At 64.9% G+C, this 24,918-nt stretch carries 18 protein-coding genes; 9 read left to right on the top strand and 9 right to left on the bottom strand.

Annotated elements, in window-relative coordinates; translation table 11 throughout:
* Nucleotides 1-41: 41 nt before the first annotated feature.
* Entirely contained in the window at nucleotides 42-932 is an 891-nt protein-coding gene (locus AOQ71_RS25670; RefSeq protein ID WP_057752779.1) for a LysR substrate-binding domain-containing protein, read from the bottom strand.
* A 97-nt stretch (nucleotides 933-1,029) separates the two neighbouring features.
* On the opposite strand from AOQ71_RS25670, the gene AOQ71_RS25675 reads away from it, so the two are divergent.
* On the top strand, nucleotides 1,030-1,782 hold the full coding sequence (locus tag AOQ71_RS25675; RefSeq protein WP_057752781.1) for a sulfite exporter TauE/SafE family protein: 753 nt from the start codon (nucleotides 1,030-1,032) through the stop codon (nucleotides 1,780-1,782).
* 163 nt (nucleotides 1,783-1,945) lie between these two features.
* On the opposite strand, the gene AOQ71_RS25680 is transcribed toward AOQ71_RS25675, so the two are convergent.
* Nucleotides 1,946-2,578, bottom strand: coding sequence for a LysE family translocator (locus AOQ71_RS25680; protein WP_057752783.1), 633 nt, complete (start codon nucleotides 2,576-2,578; stop codon nucleotides 1,946-1,948).
* Between the two features lie 246 nt (nucleotides 2,579-2,824).
* Between AOQ71_RS25680 and AOQ71_RS25685 the strand changes: the two genes are divergently transcribed.
* Both AOQ71_RS25685 and AOQ71_RS25690 read left to right on the top strand, forming a co-directional pair.
* Nucleotides 2,825-4,621: an adenylate/guanylate cyclase domain-containing protein gene (locus AOQ71_RS25685; RefSeq protein ID WP_057752786.1), complete on the top strand. Its 1,797-nt coding sequence runs from the start codon at nucleotides 2,825-2,827 to the stop codon at nucleotides 4,619-4,621.
* A gap of 164 nt (nucleotides 4,622-4,785) precedes the next feature.
* The gene (locus tag AOQ71_RS25690; protein ID WP_057752788.1) at nucleotides 4,786-7,593 is read left to right on the top strand and encodes a di-heme-cytochrome C peroxidase; all 2,808 of its coding nucleotides are present in this window, start codon (nucleotides 4,786-4,788) and stop codon (nucleotides 7,591-7,593) included.
* 175 nt (nucleotides 7,594-7,768) lie between these two features.
* On the opposite strand, the gene AOQ71_RS25695 is transcribed toward AOQ71_RS25690, so the two are convergent.
* Nucleotides 7,769-8,716, bottom strand: coding sequence for an alpha/beta fold hydrolase (locus AOQ71_RS25695; protein WP_057752790.1), 948 nt, complete (start codon nucleotides 8,714-8,716; stop codon nucleotides 7,769-7,771).
* Nucleotides 8,717-8,947: 231 nt separating this feature from the next.
* Here AOQ71_RS25695 and AOQ71_RS25700 point away from each other — a divergent pair, with 231 nt between their 5' ends.
* Together AOQ71_RS25700 and AOQ71_RS25705 are read left to right on the top strand one after the other, a co-directional pair.
* Nucleotides 8,948-9,409, top strand: a complete 462-nt coding sequence (locus AOQ71_RS25700; protein WP_057752931.1) for an Hsp20 family protein — start codon at nucleotides 8,948-8,950, stop codon at nucleotides 9,407-9,409.
* A 215-nt stretch (nucleotides 9,410-9,624) separates the two neighbouring features.
* Nucleotides 9,625-10,395, top strand: coding sequence for an alpha/beta fold hydrolase (locus AOQ71_RS25705; RefSeq protein ID WP_057752932.1), 771 nt, complete (start codon nucleotides 9,625-9,627; stop codon nucleotides 10,393-10,395).
* Between the two features lie 143 nt (nucleotides 10,396-10,538).
* Here the strand turns inward: AOQ71_RS25705 and AOQ71_RS25710 are convergent, their stop codons facing one another.
* The gene (locus tag AOQ71_RS25710) at nucleotides 10,539-11,273 is read right to left on the bottom strand and encodes a hypothetical protein (RefSeq protein WP_057752792.1); all 735 of its coding nucleotides are present in this window, start codon (nucleotides 11,271-11,273) and stop codon (nucleotides 10,539-10,541) included.
* Nucleotides 11,274-11,762: 489 nt separating this feature from the next.
* Here AOQ71_RS25710 and gltB point away from each other — a divergent pair, with 489 nt between their 5' ends.
* On the top strand, nucleotides 11,763-16,496 hold the full coding sequence (gltB, locus tag AOQ71_RS25715; protein ID WP_057752794.1) for a glutamate synthase large subunit: 4,734 nt from the start codon (nucleotides 11,763-11,765) through the stop codon (nucleotides 16,494-16,496).
* 146 nt (nucleotides 16,497-16,642) lie between these two features.
* The gene (locus AOQ71_RS25720; RefSeq protein WP_057752796.1) at nucleotides 16,643-18,094 is read left to right on the top strand and encodes a glutamate synthase subunit beta; all 1,452 of its coding nucleotides are present in this window, start codon (nucleotides 16,643-16,645) and stop codon (nucleotides 18,092-18,094) included.
* Nucleotides 18,095-18,211: 117 nt separating this feature from the next.
* Here the strand turns inward: AOQ71_RS25720 and AOQ71_RS25725 are convergent, their stop codons facing one another.
* The gene (locus tag AOQ71_RS25725; protein WP_057752798.1) at nucleotides 18,212-19,957 is read right to left on the bottom strand and encodes an outer membrane beta-barrel protein; all 1,746 of its coding nucleotides are present in this window, start codon (nucleotides 19,955-19,957) and stop codon (nucleotides 18,212-18,214) included.
* Nucleotides 19,958-20,151: 194 nt separating this feature from the next.
* On the opposite strand from AOQ71_RS25725, the gene AOQ71_RS25730 reads away from it, so the two are divergent.
* On the top strand, nucleotides 20,152-21,159 hold the full coding sequence (locus AOQ71_RS25730) for a KpsF/GutQ family sugar-phosphate isomerase (RefSeq protein ID WP_057752800.1): 1,008 nt from the start codon (nucleotides 20,152-20,154) through the stop codon (nucleotides 21,157-21,159).
* Between the two features lie 84 nt (nucleotides 21,160-21,243).
* On the opposite strand, the gene AOQ71_RS25735 is transcribed toward AOQ71_RS25730, so the two are convergent.
* Entirely contained in the window at nucleotides 21,244-21,798 is a 555-nt protein-coding gene (locus AOQ71_RS25735; RefSeq protein ID WP_057752802.1) for a carboxymuconolactone decarboxylase family protein, read from the bottom strand.
* A gap of 70 nt (nucleotides 21,799-21,868) precedes the next feature.
* On the opposite strand from AOQ71_RS25735, the gene AOQ71_RS25740 reads away from it, so the two are divergent.
* The gene (locus tag AOQ71_RS25740; protein WP_057752805.1) at nucleotides 21,869-22,207 is read left to right on the top strand and encodes a winged helix-turn-helix transcriptional regulator; all 339 of its coding nucleotides are present in this window, start codon (nucleotides 21,869-21,871) and stop codon (nucleotides 22,205-22,207) included.
* A 109-nt stretch (nucleotides 22,208-22,316) separates the two neighbouring features.
* Here the strand turns inward: AOQ71_RS25740 and AOQ71_RS25745 are convergent, their stop codons facing one another.
* The 3 genes from AOQ71_RS25745 to AOQ71_RS25755 form a co-directional block, all read right to left on the bottom strand.
* Nucleotides 22,317-22,760, bottom strand: coding sequence for an NfeD family protein (locus AOQ71_RS25745; protein ID WP_057752807.1), 444 nt, complete (start codon nucleotides 22,758-22,760; stop codon nucleotides 22,317-22,319).
* A gap of 25 nt (nucleotides 22,761-22,785) precedes the next feature.
* Complete coding sequence (locus AOQ71_RS25750) at nucleotides 22,786-23,787, bottom strand: SPFH domain-containing protein (protein ID WP_057752809.1); 1,002 nt, start codon at nucleotides 23,785-23,787, stop codon at nucleotides 22,786-22,788.
* A 221-nt stretch (nucleotides 23,788-24,008) separates the two neighbouring features.
* Nucleotides 24,009-24,918, bottom strand: a 910-nt coding sequence (locus AOQ71_RS25755) for an ABC transporter substrate-binding protein (protein WP_245317129.1), incomplete at its 5' end; no start/stop codon positions are given.

The following is a 24,918-nucleotide window of genomic DNA, read 5'->3' on the forward strand; positions in this document are numbered from 1 at the left end:
TGCCCGGGACAAGCCCGGGCATGACGGTCTCTCGAGCCACCTCACACTGCCTCGGCTCTTAAATGCTCCACCAGCATCTTGGCCGGGCGCGGCAGCGCCTTGAAGCTGCGCGCGCAGATCACGAGCTTGCGGTTGGCGAAGGCGTCGCGCAGGCGGACCATGGCGAGCGGCATCAGCCTGGCACAGCGGCGGGCGGCGGCTTCGGGCACCACGGCGACGCCGACATCGGCCGAGACCAGCCGGCAGATCGCGTCGAAGTCACGCAGGCGCGCGCGGAAATGCGGGCGCATGCCGAGCCGCGCGGCGTGCTTTGAAATGTGCATCTGAAGCGCGGTGGCGCTGGTAAGGCCGACGAACTCGCAAGAGCCCGCCTCCTGGAAATCGATCTGCCGGCGGCCGGCGAACGGGCCGCGTTTCGACGTCACCAGCGTCAGGCGGTCCTCGCTGAACACGAAGCGCTCGATATGATCGGGCAGCGCGTGCTCCGCGGCAAAGCCGAGATCGGCAGCGCCGGCGGTGATCGCGGCCGCGATGTCGGTGCTCTCGCGCTCCTCGATGTCGATGGCGACGTCACGATGCTCGCGCAGGAAGCCGGCGAGCGCCTTCGGCAGATGCTCCGAGAGACCTGAGGTGTTGGCGAGGAAGTGCACGCTGGCGCGCACGCCGCTGGCAAAGCCGGCGAGATCGCCGCGCATGGCGTCGACCTGGTGGATCACGAGCCTGGCATGATCGAGCAGGCTCTCGCCGGCCGCGGTCAGCTCCACGCCGCGCCGTCCGCGCTTGAGCAGCGCGACGCCGAGCGCGTCCTCGAGCCCTTTTATGCGCGCGCTGGCGGATGCTAGCGCCAGATGCGACCGTTCGGCGCCGCGAGTGATGCTGCGCTGGTCGGCGACCGCGATGAAGAGCTGGAGGTCGACGAGGTCGAAACGCACGGATGATTTTCTCCAAAGTCCAGCCTTCGTTGGCGACGAAGGCTATCTCCGTAACCTTCAGATTGTGCCCACGCGCCGCTTCGGTCAATGTGGCGCTATGATTGACCCACTCCTCATTCTCATCGCCGCCGTCTTCCTGGTTGCCGGATTCGTCAAGGGCGTCGTCGGGCTCGGCCTGCCGACGGTGTCGATGGGCCTGCTTGCGGTGAACATGGCGCCGAGTCGCGCGATCGCAATCGTGATCGTGCCCGCCATCGTCACCAACATCTGGCAGACCTTTGTCGGCCCGCATTTGCGCGACATCCTCAGGCGCCTGTGGCCGCTGATGATCGGCACCGTGATCGGATGCTGGCTCAACGCCGGCGCGCTGACCGGCCCCCATGCGCGCTACGGCACCGTGGTGCTCGGCGTCCTGCTGGTGATCTATGCCCTTATTGGCCTCAGCAAATTCAAGTTTTACATCGCCCCCCGGAACGAGAAATGGGTCGGCGGCGTGGTTGGCGTCGTCACCGGCGTGATCTCGGCCTCGACGGGTGTGCAGGTGATCCCCTCGATGCCGTTCATGCAGGCGATCGGGATGGAGAAGGACGAGCTGGTGCAGGCCCTCGGCGTGTTCTTCACCACGGCGACGCTGGCGCTGGCCTTCAACCTCACCGCGGGCGGATTGCTGACGCCAGCCAATGCCGTGCCGGGCACTGTGGCCATGGCGATGGCCTTTGCCGGCATGTATGTCGGCCAGTCAGTGCGGCAGCGGATGCCGGCGGAGGCATTTCGCCGCTGGTTTTTGGTCGCGATGATCCTGCTCGGCGTTTATCTCGCCGGCAGCGCGCTGCTGAAGGAATTCGCCTGACAGGAGATCTGTAGGGTGGGTTAGCTTCGCAGATAGCGCGAAGCGCAATCTGCGAAGCGTAACCCACCAACTTCGTTCCACATTCGAGGAGCCATGGTGGGTTACGCGTGGCGACTGCGCTTCGCGCAGCCGCCAAGCTAACCCACCCTGCGCAGCCTCAAAGCTACCGCGTCTCCAGCATGGCGACGCGGATGCCGAGATAGATGAAGAGGCCGCCGAGTGCACGATTGACCCAGGCGATCACACCCTCGGACTGCCGCAGCCGGTGAGCGGCCTTCGCCGCGAACGCCGCCAGCACCAGGCACCATAGCGTGCCCGTGAAGATGAAGATCAGGCCGAGCGTCAGGAAAGCGAGCGGCTTGTGCGGCGCGTCGGCTGCGACGAATTGAGGCAGGAAGGCCAGGAAGAACAGCGCGACCTTGGGATTGAGCGCGTTGGTGAAAACGCCCTGGAGGAAGACCCGCCGCAGCGAGCTGCGCTCCGCCTCGTCCTTGACCGCCAAAAGCCGAGGCCGCGACCACAGCATCTGAAGACCAGTCAGAACCAGATAGGCCGCGCCGACCAGCTTCAGCACCCCGAATGCGGTCGATGAGGCCATCAAAAGCGCGGAAAGGCCGATCGCCGCGCCCGCGACATGGAAAAAGCAGCCGCAACTGATGCCGAAGGCGGCGGCCGCGCCGCCGCGCCAGCCCATCTGCATGCTGCGGCCGATCACATAGACCGTATCGGGCCCCGGCGTGATGTTGAGCAGCACGCCGGACAGGACAAAGAGCCAGATTTCGTGAATGCCCAGCATCAAAAGGTCCTCGCCGCCCGGCAGGTCCGTCCCAAGGGACTGGCCCTAGTCCGTTCGCACCCCGCCGTCCACCATCGGAAATGGTCAGGATTTGCATCAATTTGCAATGCGGATCATACTTTCGCTGGGCATCATCTGCTTTATCTGGGCATCATCTGCTCTATAAAGGCCTAGTTCTTGAAATGCGGGATTCGCGGGCTGCCGCCGCGCAAGTGGCTGGGCCCTTTCCCTTGGAGCTCCGAGGATATGGAAAGACGTCTGGCCGCCATCGTCTGCGCCGATGTCGCCGGCTATTCCCGGATGATGGGCAGGGACGAGGCCGGCACCCATGCCGCCTTCAAGGCCCATCGCAACGCGATCCATCCCATCATTCTCAACCACGGCGGCCGTGTCGTGAAAAACACCGGCGACGGCTTCCTGCTGGAATTCCCCTCCATCGTCGGCGCCACCGAGGCTGCGATGGCGATGCAGCTGCTGATGGCGGAGCGCAACCGTCATCTGCCTGCCGACCGCGCCATGCAGTTCCGGCTCGGCATCCACATGGGTGACGTCATCGCCGACGAGGACGAGGTGTTCGGCGACGACGTCAACATCGCCGTCCGCCTCGAATCGGTGGCGAGCCCCGGCGGCTTCGCGATCTCGGCCAAGGCCTACAGCGAGGCCAGCAAGCATCTCACCGTGCCGCTGGTCGATGGCGGCAACCACCGCTTCAAGAACATCAAGGATCCGCTCGGGGTCTGGACCTGGACGCCTGACGGCGCCGCCGCGCTCGCGCCGGAGCTGAAGGAAGGCTCGACGCTGTCGCAAGCCTACCGCACCGCCATCGTCGGCGTGCTGCCGTTTGCCAATCTCAGCGACTCCCAGGACGAATATTTCTCCGACGGCCTGACCGAGGACCTGATCCACGCGCTGTCGCTGCAGTCCTTCTACCGTGTGCTGAGCCGCAACTCGACGTTCGCCTTCAAAGGCAAGAACGCGAGCACCCGCGTGATCGCGCGCGAGATCGATGCCACCTATCTGATCCAGGGCTCGGTGCGGCGCGCCGGCGCCAAGATCCGCGTCACCGCCGAGTTGATCGCGCCAGAGACCGGCGAGCAGCTCTGGACCGGCCGCTACGACCGCGACATCGGCGACCTCTTCGCCATGCAGGACGAGATCACGACCAATCTGTCCGCAGCCATCGCCACCGAGATCGTCCGCGCCGAGGCCTCCGCGCCGGCGCGCCCGACCAACGACGTCACGGCCTGGGACCGCTTCCTGAAAGGGCTGTCGCATTACTACCGGCAGACCAAGGAAGACCTGGCCACCGCAGTCGCGCTATTCAGGGAAGCGATCGCGCTCGATCCCAAGCTGTCGATCGCGCATGCCTATCTCGCCACGATCCAGATCCAGAGCATCCAGTTCGGCTGGGTCAAGGGCACGCGCGAGATGTGGGCCGAGGCGATGAACCTCGCCGAAACCAGCGTGCGGCTCGACCCGCGCTCCTCGTTCGCGTTCTCGATCCTGTCCTGGGCGCATGCGATGGAGGGGCATCACGAGGCAGCGATGGACGCCGCCAAGCGCGCGGTCGCGCTCAACCCCTACGACATGGGCGCGCGCGGCGTGCTCGGCATCTGCCATTTCATGGTCGGCGAGCACCGCCAGGCGATCGAGCTGTTCTCGATGGCCGCCCAGCGCGACAACAGCGACCCGCGCTATCAATGGGCGGCGCTGAACGCCTTCAGCCATTATCTCCTCCGCCAGTATGACGCGACTCTGTCCTGGGCCCGCGAGCAGCTCTACATCAACCCGAACCATATGCAGGCTCTGGCGATCAGCGCCGCGGCGCTGGCGCAGATGGGCCGGACCGCTGATGCGAGCGAGGCGACAGGCGTATTGATGCGCAATTACCCGACGCTGAATGTCGACCGCCATTTGCGGAATTTTCACTGGAAGCGGCCCGAGGACATCGCGCATTACCGCGACGGGCTCTTGAAGGCGGGCGTACCGGCCAGCAAGCTGACGCTGGTCCAGAGCGACGTCAGACGCGCCGCCGAATCCTGAGGCCGAGCCGCGATCGCGCCTCCGGGTTTTTTGACATGACAGTGAATTCGGCCACACTTCCCCACACGTTGAAGTAGTATAGGTTGCTGTCGGTTTGTTAGGACTTTTCCGCGCTGTATCGGCGCGTCCTTATTCGCGATTCGCTGTTTTCAGGATCTTGGGCCATGAACGACCCCGTCTCGAAGCCCCCCTTCGACCCCTCGATTCAGGTCTCGCCGAACAATCCCTGCCCTTTCCTGCGTGGCCTCGTCGGCGAAGGCTTTGTCGACGGCGGCACCGTGCCGCTGCGGACGCTGTCGCAGACCATCGCAAATGCAAGCGGTGAGACCGGGCTGAAGAAGAGTTCGGCCCGCGTCCAGGTCCGCGGCGTCGCGCTGATCGCCAACGGCGCCTGTCACATTCTGCAAAGCATGTTCTGGGGCGCACAGCTCAACCGCTTGCGCGGCGGCCCGCTCGACAAGCTCGGCGCCGGCTCGCGCATCCTCGGCGTCGACGGGACGGTCAGCGAGGACCAGATCGCGCGGCTCGCCGGGTTCGGCAGCACCTATGCCGATCCCGCTGGCGGCAGCGAGACCGGCCTCAACGCCTCGCAGATCCAGACCTTCATGAACGATAATCTCAAGCGCGCCGGCAATCAGGCACGCTGGTATTACTCGCTCCTGATGAAGTTCGAATGGCCGATCCTGCTCAGGATTATGGGCAAGGGTCAGGGTGACGACCGCTATCTCAGCGTGGCCGAGGTAAGGACATTGTTCAACGAGCGCAAATTCCCTGAGAGGGTCACCCGGCGGATGGTCAGCCAGCCGGTCCGCCCGCCTTCACTGATCTTACGTGCCGTCGGCGGCCTCGTTGCCGCTCTCCTCGTCTTTGGCATCGTAGCGTTGCGCTTTCCCGATCAATTCCAGCCGATGCTGCCCGGCATCCTCGGCAATCTGGTGGCGCCGCCATTACCCCGGCACGTCGAGCCCCGTGCCGCGTACTGGCTCGAGCAAAACTGGGCGCTGGAGGACCGGCACTGGTTTCATCACGCCAGCCAGGGCACTGCGACCTTCCCGGTGCCCTATAGCTGGTTCATGGCGCTGGAGCAGCCGCGGCTGCATTTCTTCGCAAAGCCCGGCATGCTGCACGACAGCGACCATCTGCAGCGCTTCGGCTTCATCCCGAGCCCGCAGACGATCAACACCGATGAGGCGACGCTGCGCCGCTTCGGCTATGCCAATGTCTATGACAAGACCAGGCCGGTGCCGGGGCGGCTGTGGGATCCGCCGGTCAATTGGGGCAAGCAGGCCGAAAACGTCGACGGCCTGCCCGTCGGCTTTGCGCGCATGACCGGCGTGCCTGATCCTGCGACCGGCAAGATCGGCGAGGACCGGATCGGCCTCACCTGCGCCGCCTGCCACACCGGACAGATCCACTACAAGGGCATCGACATCCGCTTCGACGGCGGCCCGGCGATGACCGACCTTAGGAAGCTCGAGGTCACGACCGGCCTGTCGATCGCCTACACGCTCTACGTGCCGGGCCGCTTCAAGCGCTTTGCCGATCGCGTGCTCGGCCCCTCCGCCAGCGATGCGGACCGCGATGCGCTGAAGCAGAAGCTGAGCGCGATCGGCACCTTCCTGGTCGACTGGGAGAAGACCTACGCCAAAACCATCGAAGGCAAGACGAGGTTCAACGAGAAGACGAGGCGGGACGAGCCACAGCAGGACACCGAGGAAGGATATGGCCGCCTCGATGCGCTCAATCGCATCGGCAATCAGGTCTTCTCCCAGGACATGACGCTCAGCGGCCTCAGCGGCTTTGAGAAGAATCTGCACGCCAGGGACGCACCGGTGAGCTTCCCGCCGATCTGGACCGTGCCCTGGCTCAAATATGCCCAGTATGACGCCTCCATCGAGCAGCCGCTGATCCGCAACGCGGGCGAAGCACTGGGCGTGACCGCGCTGTTGAATCTCTCCGACGCCACGCCCAAGGACGCGCTGTTCCGCTCGTCGATCGACATCAAGAATCTGAACTGGATCGAGGATCTGCTGAAAGGATCGGCGCCTTATCCGAAGAAGCAGCTCTCCGGACTGACATCGCCGAAATGGCCCTCGGACATCTTCGGCGACGATGCCTGGAAGATCGATGGCGACCGCGTCAAACGCGGCCGCAAGCTCTATGCGGACATCTGCGTCGAATGCCATCTCGGTCCGGTCAACGATCCCGTGTTCGACATCGAATTTCCGCAACAGAGCATCTGGTCCTCGGACCGCTGGCAGAGCATCGGCGACGACAAATTCCTGAACGAGGTGCAGAAGAGCGCCCGGGGCATGGGGACCGATTCCTCTCAGGCCAGTGTGTTGGCAACCCGCACGGTTCAGGTGCCGGGCTTTCTCAAGCTCGATCCCACGCAGAATCTCAATGGCTGGTGGAACTGCAATCTGCCTGATGTCTCCTCGACCGACATGCCGTACGCGCTTGGCCTGATGGTGCTCGTCGACATCGTCAGCCGCAAGGCAATGGACGACGCCAAGATCGACCCGAAGGTCCAGAATATCTGGTGGGGTGCGCGAAAGAATTGCCCCAATCCCGGTCCGCAGCCTGCCGAGAAGAACGAGCCGGGGCCGTGGTATCGCGCCCGACCGCTCAACGGCGTGTGGGCCACCGCGCCTTACCTGCACAACGGATCGGTGCCGTCGCTCTACTGGATGCTGAGCCCCGCAGCCGAACGTCCCAAGTCGTTCTGCATGGGCGGTGGCCGCGACTACGATCCGAAGCAGGTCGGCTTCGCGGTCACCGACGGCGAGAGCTGCAAGACCGGGCAGTCGCGCTTCTCGACGCGAGCTGCCGACGGCACCGACCTGGTCGGCAACAGCAATGCCGGCCACTCGTTCGATGGCACGCCGGGTCCCGGCAAGGACGGCACCATCGGCCGCGTGCTGAGGGAGCAAGAGCGCTACGATCTGATCGAGTATCTGAAGACGCTGTGAGCGTTTCACCTCTCCCAGCTCTTGTCCGCCGCAGCTTCAGCGAAGGCGGCTGCGGGGAGAGGCAAAATGCCTCCGCACCGTCATTGCGAGCGCAGCGAAGCAATCCAGAGTCTCTCCGAGGAGGCAGTCTGGATTGCTTCGTCGCAAGGGCTCCTCGCAATGACGGAGAATGCGGCTACTTGAACAGCGGCGTGCCCGGCACGAAGGCGTCGAACGCGGCCCAGAACTGGGAGCGGTAGCGGTCCTGCTCCTGGAGGATCTCGTGCTTGGAACCCGCGATCACAAGATGCGAGCCGGCGCGCAAATGGTAGGCGAACTCCTCGATCGCGGCGGTCGAGACCACGGCGTCATTGGAGGCCGCCAGCATCAGGATCGGCTGGCGGATCTCGGAGGGGTAGTTGATGCCCTTGAAGGTGTGCATAGCGCGAAAGGCGGTATCGGCCCAGGCGACCGTCGGTGACGCCAGGCCCAGCGTCGGGTCCTCCTCGAGGATCGCGGCATTGCGCGCATAGCGCACGGGATCGCTGGTCAGCGGATTGTTGATGAAAGGCGACAGCCCGGTGAGGTGATCGCTGCCGCCGGGAACGTAGGCGCCGCCCCGTCCCAGCATGCGCATCGTCTTCAACAGCGCCCGCACCGGAAACGAGGTGGCTCGCCCCGGCAGGTCGATCATCGGCGCGGTCAGCACCATACGATCGAACCAGCGCTTGCCCGCATGCGCCAGCCGCAGCAGCACCGCGCCGCCCATGGAATGGGCCAGCGCGAAGAAGGGCGGCGGACAGTCCGGCAGCACCACCTGCTGCACGAAGGCTTCGACGTCGATCTCGTAGTCGGAGAAGTTGCGCACATAGCCCTTGCGCGGATCGCGCAGACGCCGCGCGGAATGCCCCTGCCCGCGCCAGTCGATCATCGCCACCGCAAAGCCGCGGTCGCGCAGATCGCGCACGGTCTCGAAATATTTCTCGATCTGCTCGCTGCGCCCGGTGAAGACGCAGACCGTGCCCTTGCGGTTCGCCGGCGGCGCCCAGCGCGCAAAGCGCAGCTCGACGCCATCCGAGGTCTTGATGGTGCCGCTGACGACGTCTTCGGGAACGGGGTTGGACGGAATCGAAACCAGCGTCATGATCGGGAGTGCGTGGGCGCCAAGTGCTGTCCTCAAGTGCTTGAGATCAAGGGGCGGGAGCGTCGAAAAGGCGCTGATTCCGCCCTCTTGAACGCCGTCTGGACCCACCCATATCATTTCAGTGCAGGCCGCTACCAGTGTTTCGGAACCGGAACATCAGGCTGCACACAGACTAAGCCCGGCCCGATTGGCGGGCGGGTTACCAACAGTCGCTCAATGGAGGACTTGACCATGCGTAGCTACGATCTCACCCCGTTCTATCGTTCCACCGTCGGCTTCGACCGCCTCTTCAACCTGCTCGACCAGGCAGGCACTGACGGCAGCCCCGGTTATCCCCCCTACAACATCGAGCGCACCGGCGAGAACGCCTACCGCATCAGCGTTGCGGTCTCGGGCTTCTCCAAGGATGAGCTCTCCATCGTCGCGAAGGAAAACACGCTGACGATCAAGGGCGAGAAAGTCGCCAACGAGAACTCGAAGTCCGAGGTGCTCTATCGCGGCATCGCCGCCCGCGCCTTCGAGCGCGCCTTCCAGCTTGCCGACTTCGTGCAGGTGAAGGACGCCTCGCTCGAGAACGGCCTGCTTCACGTCGACCTCGTGCGCGAGATCCCCGAAGCCAAGAAGCCGCGCCAGATCGCGATCAACACCGGCGCTGCCAAGGCGCAGGTGATCGAGAGCTCGGTCGCCGCGTAAGGCGCACGTGCGATCTCCAAGTTGCGAAAACGCCCCGGTGCCCCCGGGGCGTTTTTTGCGCTTTACGCACAGCATCTCCTCAACGTCGTCCTGGGCCGCCGTCTCCCATCTAATGACGATATTGCACCGCATCACAGGCAGGTGAGCAGCGTAACACCCCCGCCTCTCGCTCCGTCCTTTGGACATCGCTAACCAAAACAAGACGGAGAATGATCATGACTTTCTGGCGCAGCCTTTTCGTCGCCGCGAGCCTGCTGGCGGCCCCCATCAGCCTTGCCCATGCGCAGACGCCACAGACCGTGAAAGCCAACAACGTCGTGCTGGTGCACGGCGCCTGGGCCGACGGTTCGAGCTGGTCGGAGGTGATCCCGATGCTCCAGGCCGCCGGCCTTCACGTGACGGCCGTGCAGAATCCGCTGTCGTCGCTTGCGGACTCCGTCGAGGCGACCAGGCGTGTGCTGGCCGAGCAGGATGGCCCGACCGTGCTGGTTGCGCATTCCTGGGGCGGCACCGTGATCAGCCAGGTCGGCACCGATCCAAAGGTCACCGGCCTCGTCTACATCGCCGCGCGCGCCCCCGATGCCGCCGAGGACTTTGTCGCGCTGTCGAAGCAGTTTCCGACGGGACCGGCACGCGCCGGCATCGTCGAGCGCGACGGCTTCACGAAACTCTCGGAAGACGCCTTCCTGAATTATTTCGCCAATGGCGTGAAGCCGGAACAAGCCAAGGAGCTCTACGCCGTGCAATGGCCGACAGCCGCCTCGATCTTCGCCGGCCGCACCACGGAGGCCGCCTGGCACACGAAGCCGAGCTGGTATGCGGTGTCGAAGAACGACGGCACCATCAATCCCGATTTCGAACGCTTCCTCGCCAAGCGCATGAACGCCACCACGATCGAGCTCGACGCCGGCCACCTCTCGCTGGTGTCGCATCCGAAGGAGGTGGCGAATTTGATCCTGGAGGCGGCGGGGTACCCGCGGAGCTGAGCGGCGATGGCGGAAATGCAAAAGGCGCCTGAGTGCTCGGGCGCCTTTCGTTTTGCCAACCTCCCTCCACGATGTCGCCCCGGCCTAGTGCGCAATTGCGCACGGGGCCGGGACGACACCGATGGTGTGATGCGCAGCCTCGCCTAATCCAATCCTTGCACCGCCGGCATCTCCTGGGTCGGCAGGATCGCCGGAGCCGGCTTGGCCTGGCCCACGATCGGCGCCGCCTGCGCGGGTCTTGCTTGCACGGCCGCGGTCTGCTGTGCGGGTTGGACCTGCGTCGCCTGCTCTGCCGGCTTGGCTGGCGCAACCGGCGTCTCGGCACGCTGCGGAGCCGCCTTCGGCAGCGGCACGGCGCGGCTGGCGACATGCGGGATCGAGGCAGGCGGGCGCGGCGGGCCGCCACGGACCATGGTCGGCGGCGGCAGTGCGCCTTGCGGCCGGTAAGGTGCCACCTGCGGCTCCTCATAGGCTGGCGCCATGCCATAGGCGTCAGCGGCCGGCATGAAGCGGATGATCCGGCCATCGCGGGCGTCGATCACGAGCCGGCCGTCGCCGCCGCGGCGGTCGATCGCCGCGATGGTGTAGACCGTGCCGCGCAGGTGGGGGATGCCTGTCGGCGAGAAGCCGTTGTCGCGCAGCACGGCATAGACCTCGGTCGCCGGCAGCAGCGCCGGACCCTCGCCGCGCTCCTCATAGCCATAGCCGTAGCCATAGCCATAGCCGTAACGCGGTGGCGGCGCGGCCACCGGCGGGGCGTAGGGCCCGTCGAAATCCGAGACCGCGATATAGGCCCCGCTCGCCGAAACCTGGGCCTCCGCGGCATTTGCCACCAGCGCCAGCGCGGCGGCGGCCACACATCCTGTGAAAAACTTCATGGTCGGCACGCTCCTGTCAGGCCCCCGAATGGTCAGCGCTCTTTCGCTTCTTGCGGCGTGGCGCGCCTTTCGAAGGGCTGAGGTGAAGCTTCATTGGGGATTTCGGCGCCGCTTGGGCCGGATCGGGGCGCGTTTGCTTCAAAACCGGGGCCGCGCAACTTTTGGAAAGCGATCGATTGACTTATGAGGAATCGGGACTTCCGCGCGCTTGTGTGATAGACAAAAATTTGGCAAGGTGACGTTTAGGACAGGAAGACTGTCTCAATTTTGCTTGCGGTCCCGGCACAGGGATTGCAACGAAAGTCGGTGCTTCCGAGCACCATAAGGCAACAGGAAAAGCCGTTCTCGGGGACGAAGAACGCCTTGGCCTGAATTTAAGAAAATGCGGCTCGCAGCGGACGAGCGGTGACCCAGGCGGGTGCCGCGGAACGCCGAAGGTGCGCCGAAGATGGCGGTGAGGCAGCTTGCCGCATGGAGAGGATTGGAACAATGAACGGGTCGCAATTCGAGCGCGGAAACATCGTGGCAGAAGAGCTGTCGGCGACGGTCGCCTCGAAAACGACCGATCCGATTCAGGAGCACAATTCACGGCCGGAAGCCGAAGGCCTGTACGATCCGAGCCTGGAGAAGGACTCCTGCGGCGTCGGCTTCATCGCCAACATCAAGGGCAAGAAGTCGCACGAGATCGTCTCGGACGCGCTGAGCATCCTCTGCAACCTCGAGCATCGCGGCGCGGTCGGCGCCGACCCGCGCGCCGGTGACGGCGCCGGCATCCTGGTGCAGATCCCGCATGCCTTCTTCAGCCGCAAGGCCAAGGAGAACAAGTTCGAGCTGCCGGCGCCCGGTGAATACGCCATCGGTGCGCTGTTCATGCCGCGCGACACCGCCTGGCGCAACGTCATCAAGAGCATCATCGCCGACCAGATCAAGGCGGAAGGCCTGACCCTGCTCGGCTGGCGCGACGTGCCGACCGACAATTCCTCGCTCGGCGTCACCGTGAAGCCGACCGAGCCCGCCTGCATGCAGGTGTTCATCGGCCGCAACGGCGTCGCCAAGACCGAAGACGAGTTCGAGCGCCGGCTCTACATCCTGCGCAAGTCGATCTCGCAGGCGATCTACCAGCGCCGCGACCGCGGCCTTGCGGGCTATTATCCCTGCTCGATGTCCTGCCGCACCGTGATCTACAAGGGCATGTTCCTCGCCGACCAGCTCGGCAAGTACTATCCCGATTTGCACGAAAAGGATTTCGAGAGTGCGCTCGCGCTGGTTCACCAGCGCTTCTCGACCAACACCTTCCCGGCGTGGTCGCTGGCGCATCCCTATCGCATGATCGCGCATAACGGCGAGATCAACACGCTGCGCGGCAACACCAACTGGATGGCGGCGCGGCAGGCCTCGGTGAGCTCCGAGCTATACGGCAAGGACATCAACCGGCTCTGGCCGATCTCTTACGAAGGCCAGTCGGACACCGCCTGCTTCGACAACGCGCTCGAATTCCTGGTGCAGGGCGGCTACTCGCTGCCGCATGCCGTCATGATGATGATCCCCGAGGCGTGGGCCGGCAATCCCTTGATGGATGAGAAGCGCCGCGCCTTCTACGAATATCACGCTGCCCTGATGGAGCCGTGGGACGGCCCCGCCGCGATCGCCTTCACCGACGGCCGCCAGATCGGCGCCACGCTCGACCGCAACGGCCTGCGGCCGGCGCGCTATCTCGTCACCAAGGACGACCGCATCGTGATGGCGTCCGAAATGGGCGTGCTGACGATCCCCGAGGACCAGATCATCACCAAGTGGCGCCTGCAGCCGGGCAAGATGCTGCTGGTCGACCTCGAGCAGGGTCGTCTCATTCCTGACGACGAGATCAAGGCCGAGCTCGCCAAGAGCCATCCCTACAAGGAGTGGCTGGAGCGGACCCAGATCGTGCTGGAAGACCTGCCGAAGGTGCCGACCACCGGCGTGCGCTCGAACCTGTCGCTGCTCGATCGCCAGCAGGCGTTCGGCTACAGCCAGGAAGACATTTCCATCCTGATGACGCCGATGGCAGCCACCGGTGAGGAAGCCGCGGGCTCGATGGGCAACGACACGCCGATCTCGGCGCTGTCGGACAAGGCCAAGCCGCTGTTCACCTACTTCAAGCAGAATTTTGCGCAGGTCACCAACCCGCCGATCGACCCGATCCGCGAGGAGCTGGTGATGAGCCTCGTCTCCATCATCGGACCGCGGCCGAACCTGTTCGATCTGCAGGGCCTTGCCACCACCAAGCGCCTGGAAGCGCGCCAGCCGATCCTGACCGACGCGGATCTCGAAAAGATCCGCTCGATCTCCGACGTGGCCGACACGCACTTCAAGTCGCGCACGCTGGATACCACCTTCCATGCCGGTCTCGGCGCGGCCGGGATGGACCAGGTGCTCGACGAGCTCTGCGCGCGCGCGGAAGCCGCCGTGCGCGAGGGCGTCAACATCATCATCCTGTCCGACCGCATGGTCGGCACGGACCGGGTTCCGATCCCGTCGCTGCTGGCCTGCGCCTCCGTGCATCATCATTTGATCCGCACGGGCCTGCGCACCTCGGTCGGTCTGGTCGTCGAATCCGGCGAGCCGCGCGAGGTGCATCACTTCGCGTGCCTTGCCGGCTACGGCGCCGAAGCGATCAATCCTTACCTCGCGTTCGAAACCATCATCGCGATGAAGGACCGCCTGCCCGGCTCGCTCGACGACTACGAGATCGTCAAGCGCTACATCAAGTCGATCGGCAAGGGCCTGCTGAAGGTGATGTCCAAGATGGGCATCTCGACCTACCAGTCCTATTGCGGCGCGCAGATTTTTGACGCGGTCGGCCTCAAGGCCGATTTCGTCGGAAAATTCTTCGCCGGCACGCATACCCGCGTCGAAGGCGTTGGCCTTGCCGAGATTGCCGAGGAAGCCGTGCGCCGTCATGCCGACGCCTTCGGCGAGGCGCTGGTCTACAAGAACGCGCTCGATGTCGGCGGCGAATACGCCTACCGCAGCCGCGGCGAGGACCACGCCTGGACCGCCGAGTCGGTCTCGCTGCTCCAGCACGCCGCGCGCGGCAATTCGCAGGAGCGCTATCGTGCCTTCGCCAAGATCCTGAACGAGCAGTCCGAACGCCTGCTGACGCTGCGCGGCCTGTTCCGGATCAAGAACGCGGAGGAAGAGAAGCGCAAGCCGATCCCGATCGAGCAGGTCGAGCCGGCCAAGGACATCGTCAGGCGCTTCGCCACCGGTGCGATGAGCTTCGGCTCGATCTCGCGCGAGGCGCACACGACGCTCGCGATCGCCATGAACCGGATCGGCGGCAAGTCGAACACCGGTGAAGGCGGCGAGGAAGCCGACCGCTTCAAGCCGATGCCGAACGGCGATTCCATGCGTTCGGCGATCAAGCAGGTCGCCTCGGGCCGCTTCGGCGTCACCACGGAGTATCTCGTCAACTCCGACATGATGCAGATCAAGATGGCGCAGGGTGCCAAGCCCGGCGAAGGCGGCCAGCTGCCCGGCCACAAGGTCGACGCGACCATCGCCAAAGTGCGTCACTCGACCCCGGGCGTCGGCCTGATCTCGCCGCCGCCGCACCACGACATCTACTCAATCGAGGATCTGGCGCAGCTGATCTATGACCTCAAGAACGTCAACCCGACGGGTGACGTTTCGGTCAAGCTGGTCTCCGAGATCGGCGTCGGCACGGTGGCCGCAGGCGTTGCCAAGGCGCGCGCCGACCATGTCACCATCGCGGGCTTCGAGGGCGGCACCGGCGCATCGCCGCTGACCTCGATCAAGCACGCCGGCAGCCCCTGGGAAATCGGCCTTGCCGAAACCCACCAGACGCTGGTGCGCGAGCGGCTGCGCAGCCGCATCGTGGTCCAGGTCGATGGCGGCTTCCGCACCGGGCGCGACGTCGTGATCGGCGCGCTGCTCGGCGCCGACGAGTTCGGCTTCGCCACCGCGCCCCTGATCGCGGCCGGCTGCATCATGATGCGCAAGTGCCATCTCAACACCTGCCCGGTCGGCGTCGCGACGCAGGATCCCGTCCTGCGCAAGCGCTTCACCGGCCAGCCCGAGCACGTGATCAACTACTTCTTCTTCGTCGCGGAGGAAGTCCGCGAGATCATGGCCTCGCTCGGCTTCCGCACCTTCAACGAGATGGTCGGCCAGGTTCAGCTACTCGACCAGACCAGGCTGGTGGCGCACTGGAAGGCCAAGGGCCTCGATTTCTCCAAGCTGTTCGTCAAGCAGAAGGAAGAGAAGGGCCAGAAGATCTATCACTCCGAGCGCCAGAACCATCATCTGGAGGCGGTGCTCGACCGCTCGCTCATCGCGCAGGCGCAGCCTTCGCTCGACCGCGGCGCGCCGGTCAGAATCGAGGCTGCGATCAACAGCACCAATCGCTCCGCGGGCGCGATGCTGTCGGGCGCGGTCGCCAAGATCTATGGCCATGCCGGCCTGCCGCATGACACCATCCATGTCAGCCTCAAGGGCACCGCCGGCCAGGCGTTCGGGGCGTGGCTCGCTCATGGCGTCACCTTCGAGCTCGAAGGCGAAGCCAACGACTATGTCGGCAAAGGCCTGTCGGGCGGCAAGATCATCGTCAAGCCGCCGAAGAACTCCGCCATCGTGCCGGAAGAGAGCATCATCGTCGGCAACACCGTGATGTACGGCGCGATCGAGGGCGAGTGCTACTTCCGCGGCGTCGCCGGCGAACGCTTTGCCGTGCGCAACTCGGGCGCGGTCGCCGTGGTCGAAGGCGCGGGCGATCATTGCTGCGAATACATGACCGGCGGCATCGTGGTCGTGCTCGGCAAGACCGGGCGCAACTTTGCGGCGGGCATGTCCGGCGGCATCGCCTACGTGCTCGACGAGACCGGCGATTTCGACAAGCTGTGCAATCTCAGCATGGTCGAGCTCGAGCCGGTGTTGTCCGAAGAGCTGATCAACGCCGGCACCTATCACCATGCCGGGGACCTCGAAGCCCACGGCCGGGTCGACGTGTTCCAGAACCTGCTCGCCTCCGACGTCGAGAGGCTGCACGTCCTGATCACGCGCCATGCCAAGGCGACCGGCTCCGAGCGCGCGGCCGACGTCCTTGCCAATTGGAAGGAATGGCTGCCGAAATTCCGCAAGGTGATGCCGGTCGAGTACCGGCGCGCGCTGCGCGAAATGGCGGCCAACGCGGACGCCGAGCCGAAAATCGCGATCGGGGCGTAAGGCATCACACCCCGTCGTTGCGAGCGCAGCGAAGCAATCCAGAAACTCTCCGCGGAAACAGACTGGATTGCTTCGCCGCAAGAGCTCCTCGCAATGACGACGAGCAAGAAACAGAACGAATTTAAGCGGCAGGGACTTCGGGTTTAATGGGCAAGATCACGGGTTTTCTCGAAATCGAACGGCACGATCGCAAGTACACCCCGGTCGCCGAGCGCGTGAAGCATTACAAGGAATTCGTCGTTCCCTTGACCGAGAAGGAAACGCGCGACCAGGCCGCGCGCTGCATGAATTGCGGCATTCCCTATTGCCATGGCACCGGCTCGGTCGCGCCGGGCACGCCCGGCTGCCCGGTCAACAACCAGATCCCTGACTTCAACGACCTCGTCTATCAGGGCAACTGGGAAGAAGCCTCGCGCAACCTGCACTCGACCAACAATTTTCCGGAGTTCACCGGCCGCATTTGTCCTGCGCCATGCGAAGCGTCCTGCACGCTCAACATCGACGACAACCCTGTCACCATCAAGACCATCGAATGCGCGATCGTCGACCGCGCCTGGGACAATGGCTGGCTGAAGCCTGAGATCGCTGCGGTCAAGACCGGCAAGAAGGTCGCGGTGATCGGCTCCGGCCCGGCCGGCATGGCCTGCGCGCAGCAGCTCGCGCGCGCCGGCCACGACGTGCATGTCTACGAGAAGTACGCCAAGGCCGGCGGGCTGCTTCGCTATGGCATCCCCGACTTCAAGATGGAGAAGGGCATCATCGACCGTCGCGTCAAGCAGATGGAAGCCGAAGGCGTCACCTTCCACTACAACAGCCATGTCGGCGCGGCCGGCAATGTCGATCCGCGCGAGATGCTCAACGAGTATGACGCGGTGGCGCTGACCGGCGGTGCCGAAGCTCCGCGCGATCTGCCGATTCCCGACCGCGAGCTCGACGGCATCCACTACGCGATGGACTTCCTGCCGCAGCAGAACCGCCGCGTCTCCGAGGAGCCGCTGAACGGCGTCAAGGAGATCTTGGCCGGCGGCAAGCATGTCGTCGTCATCGGCGGCGGCGACACCGGATCCGACTGCATCGGCACCTCGCTGCGCCAGGGCGCGCTGTCGGTGACCCAGCTCGAGATCATGCCCGCCCCGCCCGAGCGCGAGAACAAGGCCCTGACCTGGCCGAACTGGCCGCTGAAGATGCGCACGTCCTCGAGCCAGGCCGAAGGCGCGATCCGCGAATACGCCGTGCTGACGCAGAAGTTTTCCGGCGAGAACGGCAAGGTCAAGAAGCTGCACTGCGTCCGCGTCGACGACAAGTTCAAGCCGATCGAAGGCACCGAGTTCGAGCTCGACGCCGAGCTGGTGCTGCTCGCGATGGGCTTCGTCCATCCCGTGCACGAGGGCCTCTTGAAGCAGCTCGCAGTCGATCTCGACCCGCGCGGCAACGTCAAGGCCAACACGCTCGACTACCAGACCTCGCGCCCGAACGTGTTCTCCGCCGGCGACATGCGGCGTGGGCAATCGCTGGTGGTGTGGGCGATCCGTGAGGGTCGGCTGTGTGCCAGGTCGATCGATACGTTCCTGATGGGGAAGACGGATCTGCCGCGGTAGGTTTCGTCATTCCGGGGCGCGCGAAGCGCGAGCCCGGAATCCATTTATCCGCGAACACTGAGGCCTGATGGATTCCGGGCTCGCGCCAAGTGGCGCGCCCCGGAATGACGAGCGGAGCTAATTCTGCAGCCTCACCCCCAGCATCACCACCGTCCCCTGCGAGCTCGAGCCCGGCTGGTTCGAATCCAGGATGTCGTGGCGCAGCGTCCCCTTGATCCAGATGTTGCGGTTGAGCTTGTAGATCAGATTGCCTTCGAGCGAGTAGGTCTTGTCGTTGCGATTCTGGCCCTGGTAGTCGTAGGTGCCGTAGGTGAACTTGCCGATCGCGGTGAGCCAGCGGCGGAAATCGTGGTCGACTTCGGCGGCATAGGTGTGCACCAGCACGCCGGAGGAGCCGGGGATGGTGGTTTCCGCGATCTGCGTGTCGGTGTTGAACTTCACCGTCGTCAGCCCGCTGGCGTTCCAGATCAGCGAGCCCGAGGTCAGGAAGCCCGAGAGCTGGCTCAGGCGCGGGTCGACATAGTTGCGCGCGGAATAGCCGACCGAGACTTCGCCGGTGAGGATGCGCGAGAATTCGAAGGACGAGCCGATCTTGGCGTAACCGCCGTTTGAATTGCGCAAGTAACCGTTGCGGTCGGCCGCCTGGTCGTGGACGCGGTTGTCGCCCTCGATCTCGACGAACGGTTTTAAGCCCGGCTTGAGCTCGTAGGAGAAGCGGCCGACGCCGCCATACTGGTTGAAGTCGCGGTCGTCATTGCTGAAGGTCGAGCCGTCGGTGAGCTTTGAATCGGTGTAGGCGGTGCGATCGATCGTGGCGCCGGCGGCGACCTGGAAACGATTGAAGGTCTGGTCGAAGCCGAAGGTGCCGCCATAGGTGGCGTAGACAGGATATTTCTGCAGGCCCGCCTGCACGTTCGGGCTGCCGGGATTGTCGGTGGCGAGCCGCAGCCGCAGCTGCGAGGTCAGCTTGAGATCGCGGTCGACGTCGTAGCGGCCGTCGACATGGCCGGTGAAATCGGGGCGGTTGATCTCGACCGGCGAGGGCGAAGGAAGCCCGTCGATCGTCGCCGGCATATTGTTGGTGTAGCCGGAGAACGAGCCGCGCAAATCGGCGACCAGCGCGTGGCGCTCCCAGTCGGACATGACAAGAAGATCCGGCGCGACGACGTAGACAGGCGAGCCGACCGGCTTGCTGAGACGCGCCGGATTGGTGTCATAGCCGGTGGAGAGCTCGAGCCCGCCCTTGATCAGAAAACTGCCGGCGTAGTCGCCGACCGCGCCGAACGCATCGTCGTCGACCTTGAGGCGGCGGCGCAGCGGCTGGCCGGGCACGACACCGGCCATCGCCGGCGGCAGCGGCGTCTTGTGCGCGGTCTCCGATGGCGGCGGCGCAATGCGCGGCGGTCCCAGCGTGGAGACCGCCGGCGTTGCAGCTGGCACCGGCGAGCCGGGGCCGGCGGGCTTCTTCGGCTTCAGCTGGCCCGGATAGAGTTTTGGCTGCTGGCGCTTGCGATTGAGCGAATCGTAGCCCGAGCTGCTCGCGCCGTTCGCGGCGGGCAGCCCGTAGCTGGGCACCTGACCGACGCGCGTGGTCGCCGGCGCATCGCTTTTCTTGCGCGGATCGCCGTTGGGATCTGGCGGCTGCGGGACCGCGTCCGACGGCGCCTGCAAGACGCCCGCCGTGCGGCGCATCGGCAGCGCGTCAGGCGCCACGAAGCCGCCGCGGCTGGGATTGAACAGATCGGGCGTGAGGCTCTGGGCCGCCACTGGTGAGCTTTCCAGCGCTGATAGCAGCAGGCACGGCAAGGCAGCGCGGAAAGCGCACGCGCTGCGGCTCCGGCCCCTGCCTGGAGGCGACCCCACGATAAAATAACTCCAACAAAATCAAATACTTCAACGACGGCTTTCCGCCGGTGCGGGGGAACCATCGTTAATGGAGTTAAAACAATTATGGTTAATGACCCGTTGCGGGCTTTGGCGCGCGCGTCGCCTGATCGGCCGGGGCGTGCTAAGGAGGCGACCACTGGGCCGACGCCCCTCCTCCTTGGACCTTGTCTATGCCGAGTTCGATACCGCTGATGACCTCCTCATCCGGCCTCACCCCTACATCCGTTGAATCCGCGCTCCGCACGCTGGAGACCGAGAGCGGCGGCATCAACGCGCTTGCGGCCGCGCTGCGCGGCCCGCTCGGCGAGCCGTTCGCGAAATCGGTCGACCTGATCCGCAACGCCAAGGGCCGCGTCATCGTCACCGGTCTCGGCAAGTCCGGCCACATGGCCCGCAAGATCGCGGCGACCCTGGCCTCGACAGGCACACCGGCCTTCTTCGTCCACACCGCGGAAGCCGCCCATGGCGACCTCGGCATGATCACCGCCGACGACGTCATCATGGCGCTGTCCTGGTCCGGCGAGCAGCCGGAGATGAAGACGCTGGTGAACTACTCGGCGCGCTTTGCAATCCCGATGATCGCGGTGACGTCGAACGCAGCGTCCTCGCTCGGCCAGGCCGCCGACATCGTCATCGAGCTACCGAAGGCGCGCGAGGCCTGCCCGCACAATCTGGCGCCGACCACCTCGACCATGATGCAGGTCGCGATCGGCGATGCCATTGCGATTGCGCTGCTCGAGGGCCGCGGCTTCACTGCGCTGGAATTCGCGCATTTCCATCCCGGCGGCAAGCTCGGCGCCATGCTGAAATTCGTCCGCGACTACATGCGCACCGGCGCCGAAATCCCGGTCAAGCCGCTCGGCACCAAAATGTCGGACGCGGTGATGGAGATGTCGGCCAAGGGCTTGGGCTGTGTCTGCATCGTCAACGACGCCAACGAGGCGATCGGCATCATTACCGACGGCGATCTGCGCCGCCACATGCGGCCGGACCTTTTGACCGCGTCGGTCGACGAGATCATGACCAGGCAGCCCAAGACCGTGCCGCCCTCGATGCTGGCGACGGAGATGATCGAGGTGCTGAACACGCGCAAGATCACGACGCTTGTGGTGACCGAGGCGGACAAGGTGGTCGGTATCGTGCATCTGCACGATCTGCTGCGCGCGGGCGTGGCGTAAGGCACCGCTCTATCCTCGTCATTGCGAGCGTAGCGGGACAGTCTGGATTGCTTCGTCGCAAGAGCTCCTCGCAATGACGCGTGGTTAGACCGTTGGAAACCGCGCCGCCTTCTCTTCCAGCGGCAATCGCAGCCCGTTCGCCAGATACGAGACGGTACGATAAAAGCCGCACAGCAACATGATCTCCAGGATCTGCGCCTCGTCGTAATGCGCCGACAGTGCTGCGAACTCGGCGTCGGTGAACGTCGCGCATGTGTGCAGCGCATCCACGGCGGCGATCAGGGCCCGCTCGGCAGGTGACCAGCAGGATGAGCTGGCATCGCCCTCGACCGTCGCACGGACCTCATCCTCGGTGAGTTTTGCCGGCGCGGCAAAGACCGCGACATGGACGCCCCATTCATATTCGCATCTGTTCAGCGCGCAGGTGCGGTCAATGACGATCTCGCGCTCTCGCAACGATAACGGGCCGGGATCGAGCAGGCCGCCGGCGCGAAACTTGTCCCAGGCGCGACCATGACCCGCCATCACCCGAAACAACATCAGCGGCGGCGCGCCGCGCATGATGCGATCGAACTGCGCCTGGGTCTCCGGTGGATAAGGCGGCGTGAGCGGGGCGATACGCGGAGGCGGGGATGACATGGGCGCCCTCTTTGCTACAGATAATGTAGCAATACGCTACATTATCTGTAGCAAGTGGCAAGAGGGGCTGATGGCGAAACAGACGGGCTCGGGGGACCGCCGCGTGCGCGGCTCGCGCACCGGGCGGCCGATCATGGTGCTGCTCGATCTGCTGGGGCGGCGCTGGGCTTTGCGGATCTTGTGGGAGTTGCGCGAAAAACCCCTCACCTCGCGTGCGTTGCGCACGGCCTGCGACGAGGCTTCGCCGACAGTGCTGCAGGCGCGGCTGACGGAACTGCGCGAGGCGGGGTTTGTCGAGCTCGGTGACGGCGGCGGTTATGGATTGACGGCGCTCGGACGCGAGCTGGGCGAGATGGTCATGCCGCTGCACCGGTTTGCGGAGAGGTGGCGAAGCAAGAGCGCTGGCTGAGTCTGGCGCTCCATCCGCAAGCTCGTCATTGCAAGCGCAGCGAAGCAATCCAGAGTCTTTCCGCGGAGACAGTCTGGATTGCTTCGCTTGCGCTCGCAATGACGGCGGCTCACGCCGCCGCCACCGTCAGGTTGGCACCATCCACCTGCACCACCTTCACCCGCGTGCCTGCCGGCGTATCCGGGCCTGCGACGCGCCACACCGTGTCGCCGATGCGCACGGTGCCGTTGCCGTCGATGATCGGCTTCTCCAGCGTGAACTCGCGGCCGAGCAGCGCCTCGGTTCGCCTGTTGAGGAAGGGACTGGCACTGTCATCCGGCTTCGGCCGGGCGAGCCGGCGCCATACCGGCACGGCGGCCGCTGCGAACACCGCGAACATCACCAGCTGGATCTGCCAGGAGATCACTGTAACGAACGAGATCAGGCCGACCAAAAGCGCGGCAAGCCCGAGCCAGAACAGGAACACGCCCGGCGCGACCACCTCCAGCGCCATCAGGATGAAGCCGAAGATCAGCCAGTTCCAGCTGCCGAGCGATACGAACATGTTGGTCATGACACGACCTCTCTCAATGCTGCCTTCACGGCACGGCCGGTGGAGTCGGCGGCGTCGGACCTGACGGCGGCACCGAACCGCCGCGACGGGCCGCAGCGACCGCCGACGCAGCACTTTCTCCGAACGTTGCCTTGGCGATCTCGCCGATGCCGGCGAGCGAGCCGAGCATGCTGGTCGCCTCCATCGGCAGCATGATGATCTTCTGGTTCGGCGCCTCCGCGAACTGGCCGAACGCCTTGATGTATTTATCGGCGATAAAGTAGTTCAGCGCCGCGACGTCACCCTTGGCGATGGCCTCACTGACCATCTGCGTCGCCTTGGCCTCGGCCTCGGCGGACCGCTCACGCGCTTCGGCGTCGCGAAACGCCGCTTCCTTGCGGCCTTCGGCCTGGAGAATCTGGCCCTGCTTGGCGCCCTCGGCGCGCAGGATCTCGGACTGGCGCTGGCCTTCGGCGGCTAAGATGTCGGCGCGCTTGACGCGCTCGGCCTTCATCTGCCGGCCCATGGCCTCGACGAGGTCGGCGGGCGGCACGATGTCCTTGATCTCGATGCGGTTGACCTTGACGCCCCAGGGCGAGACCGCGGCGTCGACGACGCGCAGGAGGCGCTCGTTGATCTCGTCGCGATGCGACAGCACCTGGTCGAGATCCATCGAGCCCATCACCGAGCGGATGTTGGTCATGGTGAGCACCGTGATGGCCTGGTTGAGGTTGGCGACCTCGTAGCTGGCCTTCGCCGCGTCGAACACCTGATAGAAGGCGACGCCGTCCACCGTCACGGTGGCGTTGTCCTTGGTGATGACCTCCTGCTCGGGAATGTCGATCACCTGCTCCATCATGTTGATCTTGCGCCCGACACGATCGAAATAGGGCACGATCAGATTGAGCCCGGGGCTCAGCGTCTGCGTGTATTTGCCGAACCGCTCGATGGTCCAGTCATAGCCCTGTGGCACCGTCTTCACGCCGGCAATCAGCGTGATGATGACGAGCAACACCAGAACAATCGCAAAAATATCGAAACCGCTCATATCTCCTCCAAGGTGGGAAAGAAGCCGGGAAACAGGCCCTTCCCGCGCTGTCATTGGTCGGGATCAGCACCCTACCGGTTCAGCGGCCGCCTTTCACGTCGGCATCGGTGCCTTTCCGCACAAGACGCTGGATGCACGAACGGTCACGATTATGTATTTGCGAAGGGCCCTTGAAAGCGCGACGGCCCAGACCTAGCGGCAAAAATTAACAAATAGCGACGCTACTCGATGACCTCGTTCGCGATTGCGAGCAGGCCGGGGGGAAGCGTGACGCCAATCGCCCTGGCCGTTTTAAGATTGATCGCCAGCTCGAACTTGGTCGGATTCTGGACCGGGAGGTCGGCCGGCAAGGCACCCTTCAGAATGCGATCGATATAGCCCGCCGCGCGTCGGAGCTGCTCGGCACTGTCCGTGCTGTAGGACATCAGCCCGCCCTCATCGACAAAGGCGCGGATGCAAAACACAGCCGGGAGATGCGCCTGCTCAATCGCCGCCAGCAGCGGCGCGCGGTTCGCGATGGCGAAGAAGTCAGGCAGGACGAGGAAACCGCCATCCTTGCGCGCGGCCAGCGTGGCGATCGAAGCGACATCATGCACCGGCGCAGGCTCGATAGTCACATGCAGCGTCCGTGCGGCCTGCTCGAGCGTATGCAGCATCAGCGTCGCGAATGGCGCGGTGGCAGGATTGTAGACGACGAAGGCACGGGAGACCTTTGGCGTGACCTGCGTCAGCATCTCCAGCCATTTGCCGGCGAGCGGACCGTCGTAATCAGTGAATCCGGTGATGTTGCCGCCGGGATGGGCGAGGTTCTGGACAAGGCCCTGGCTGACCGGATCGGTGACCACCGCAAACACGATCGGGATCGTCGTGGTACGCCGGCGCAGCTCCTCCACCGACGGCGTGCCGAGCGCGAGCAGGATGTCGGGCTTAAGCGCGATCAGCTCGTCGGCAAGCTGCGCGAGGCGCGTCCGATCGCCGGCGCTGCTGCGCCAGTCGATCCTGAGATTGTCCTCTCCCTTCCAGCCATGAGCGGCCAGCGCCTCGACGAGGTTGGCCTGACCGATCACCTCATCGGCTGATGTGACCGAGAGCACCCCGAGCCGGCGTTGCGCGGCCGGCTGCTGGGCCGGC

It is taken from the genome of Bradyrhizobium manausense, assembly GCF_001440035.1.
GTDB classification, from domain to species: domain Bacteria; phylum Pseudomonadota; class Alphaproteobacteria; order Rhizobiales; family Xanthobacteraceae; genus Bradyrhizobium; species Bradyrhizobium manausense.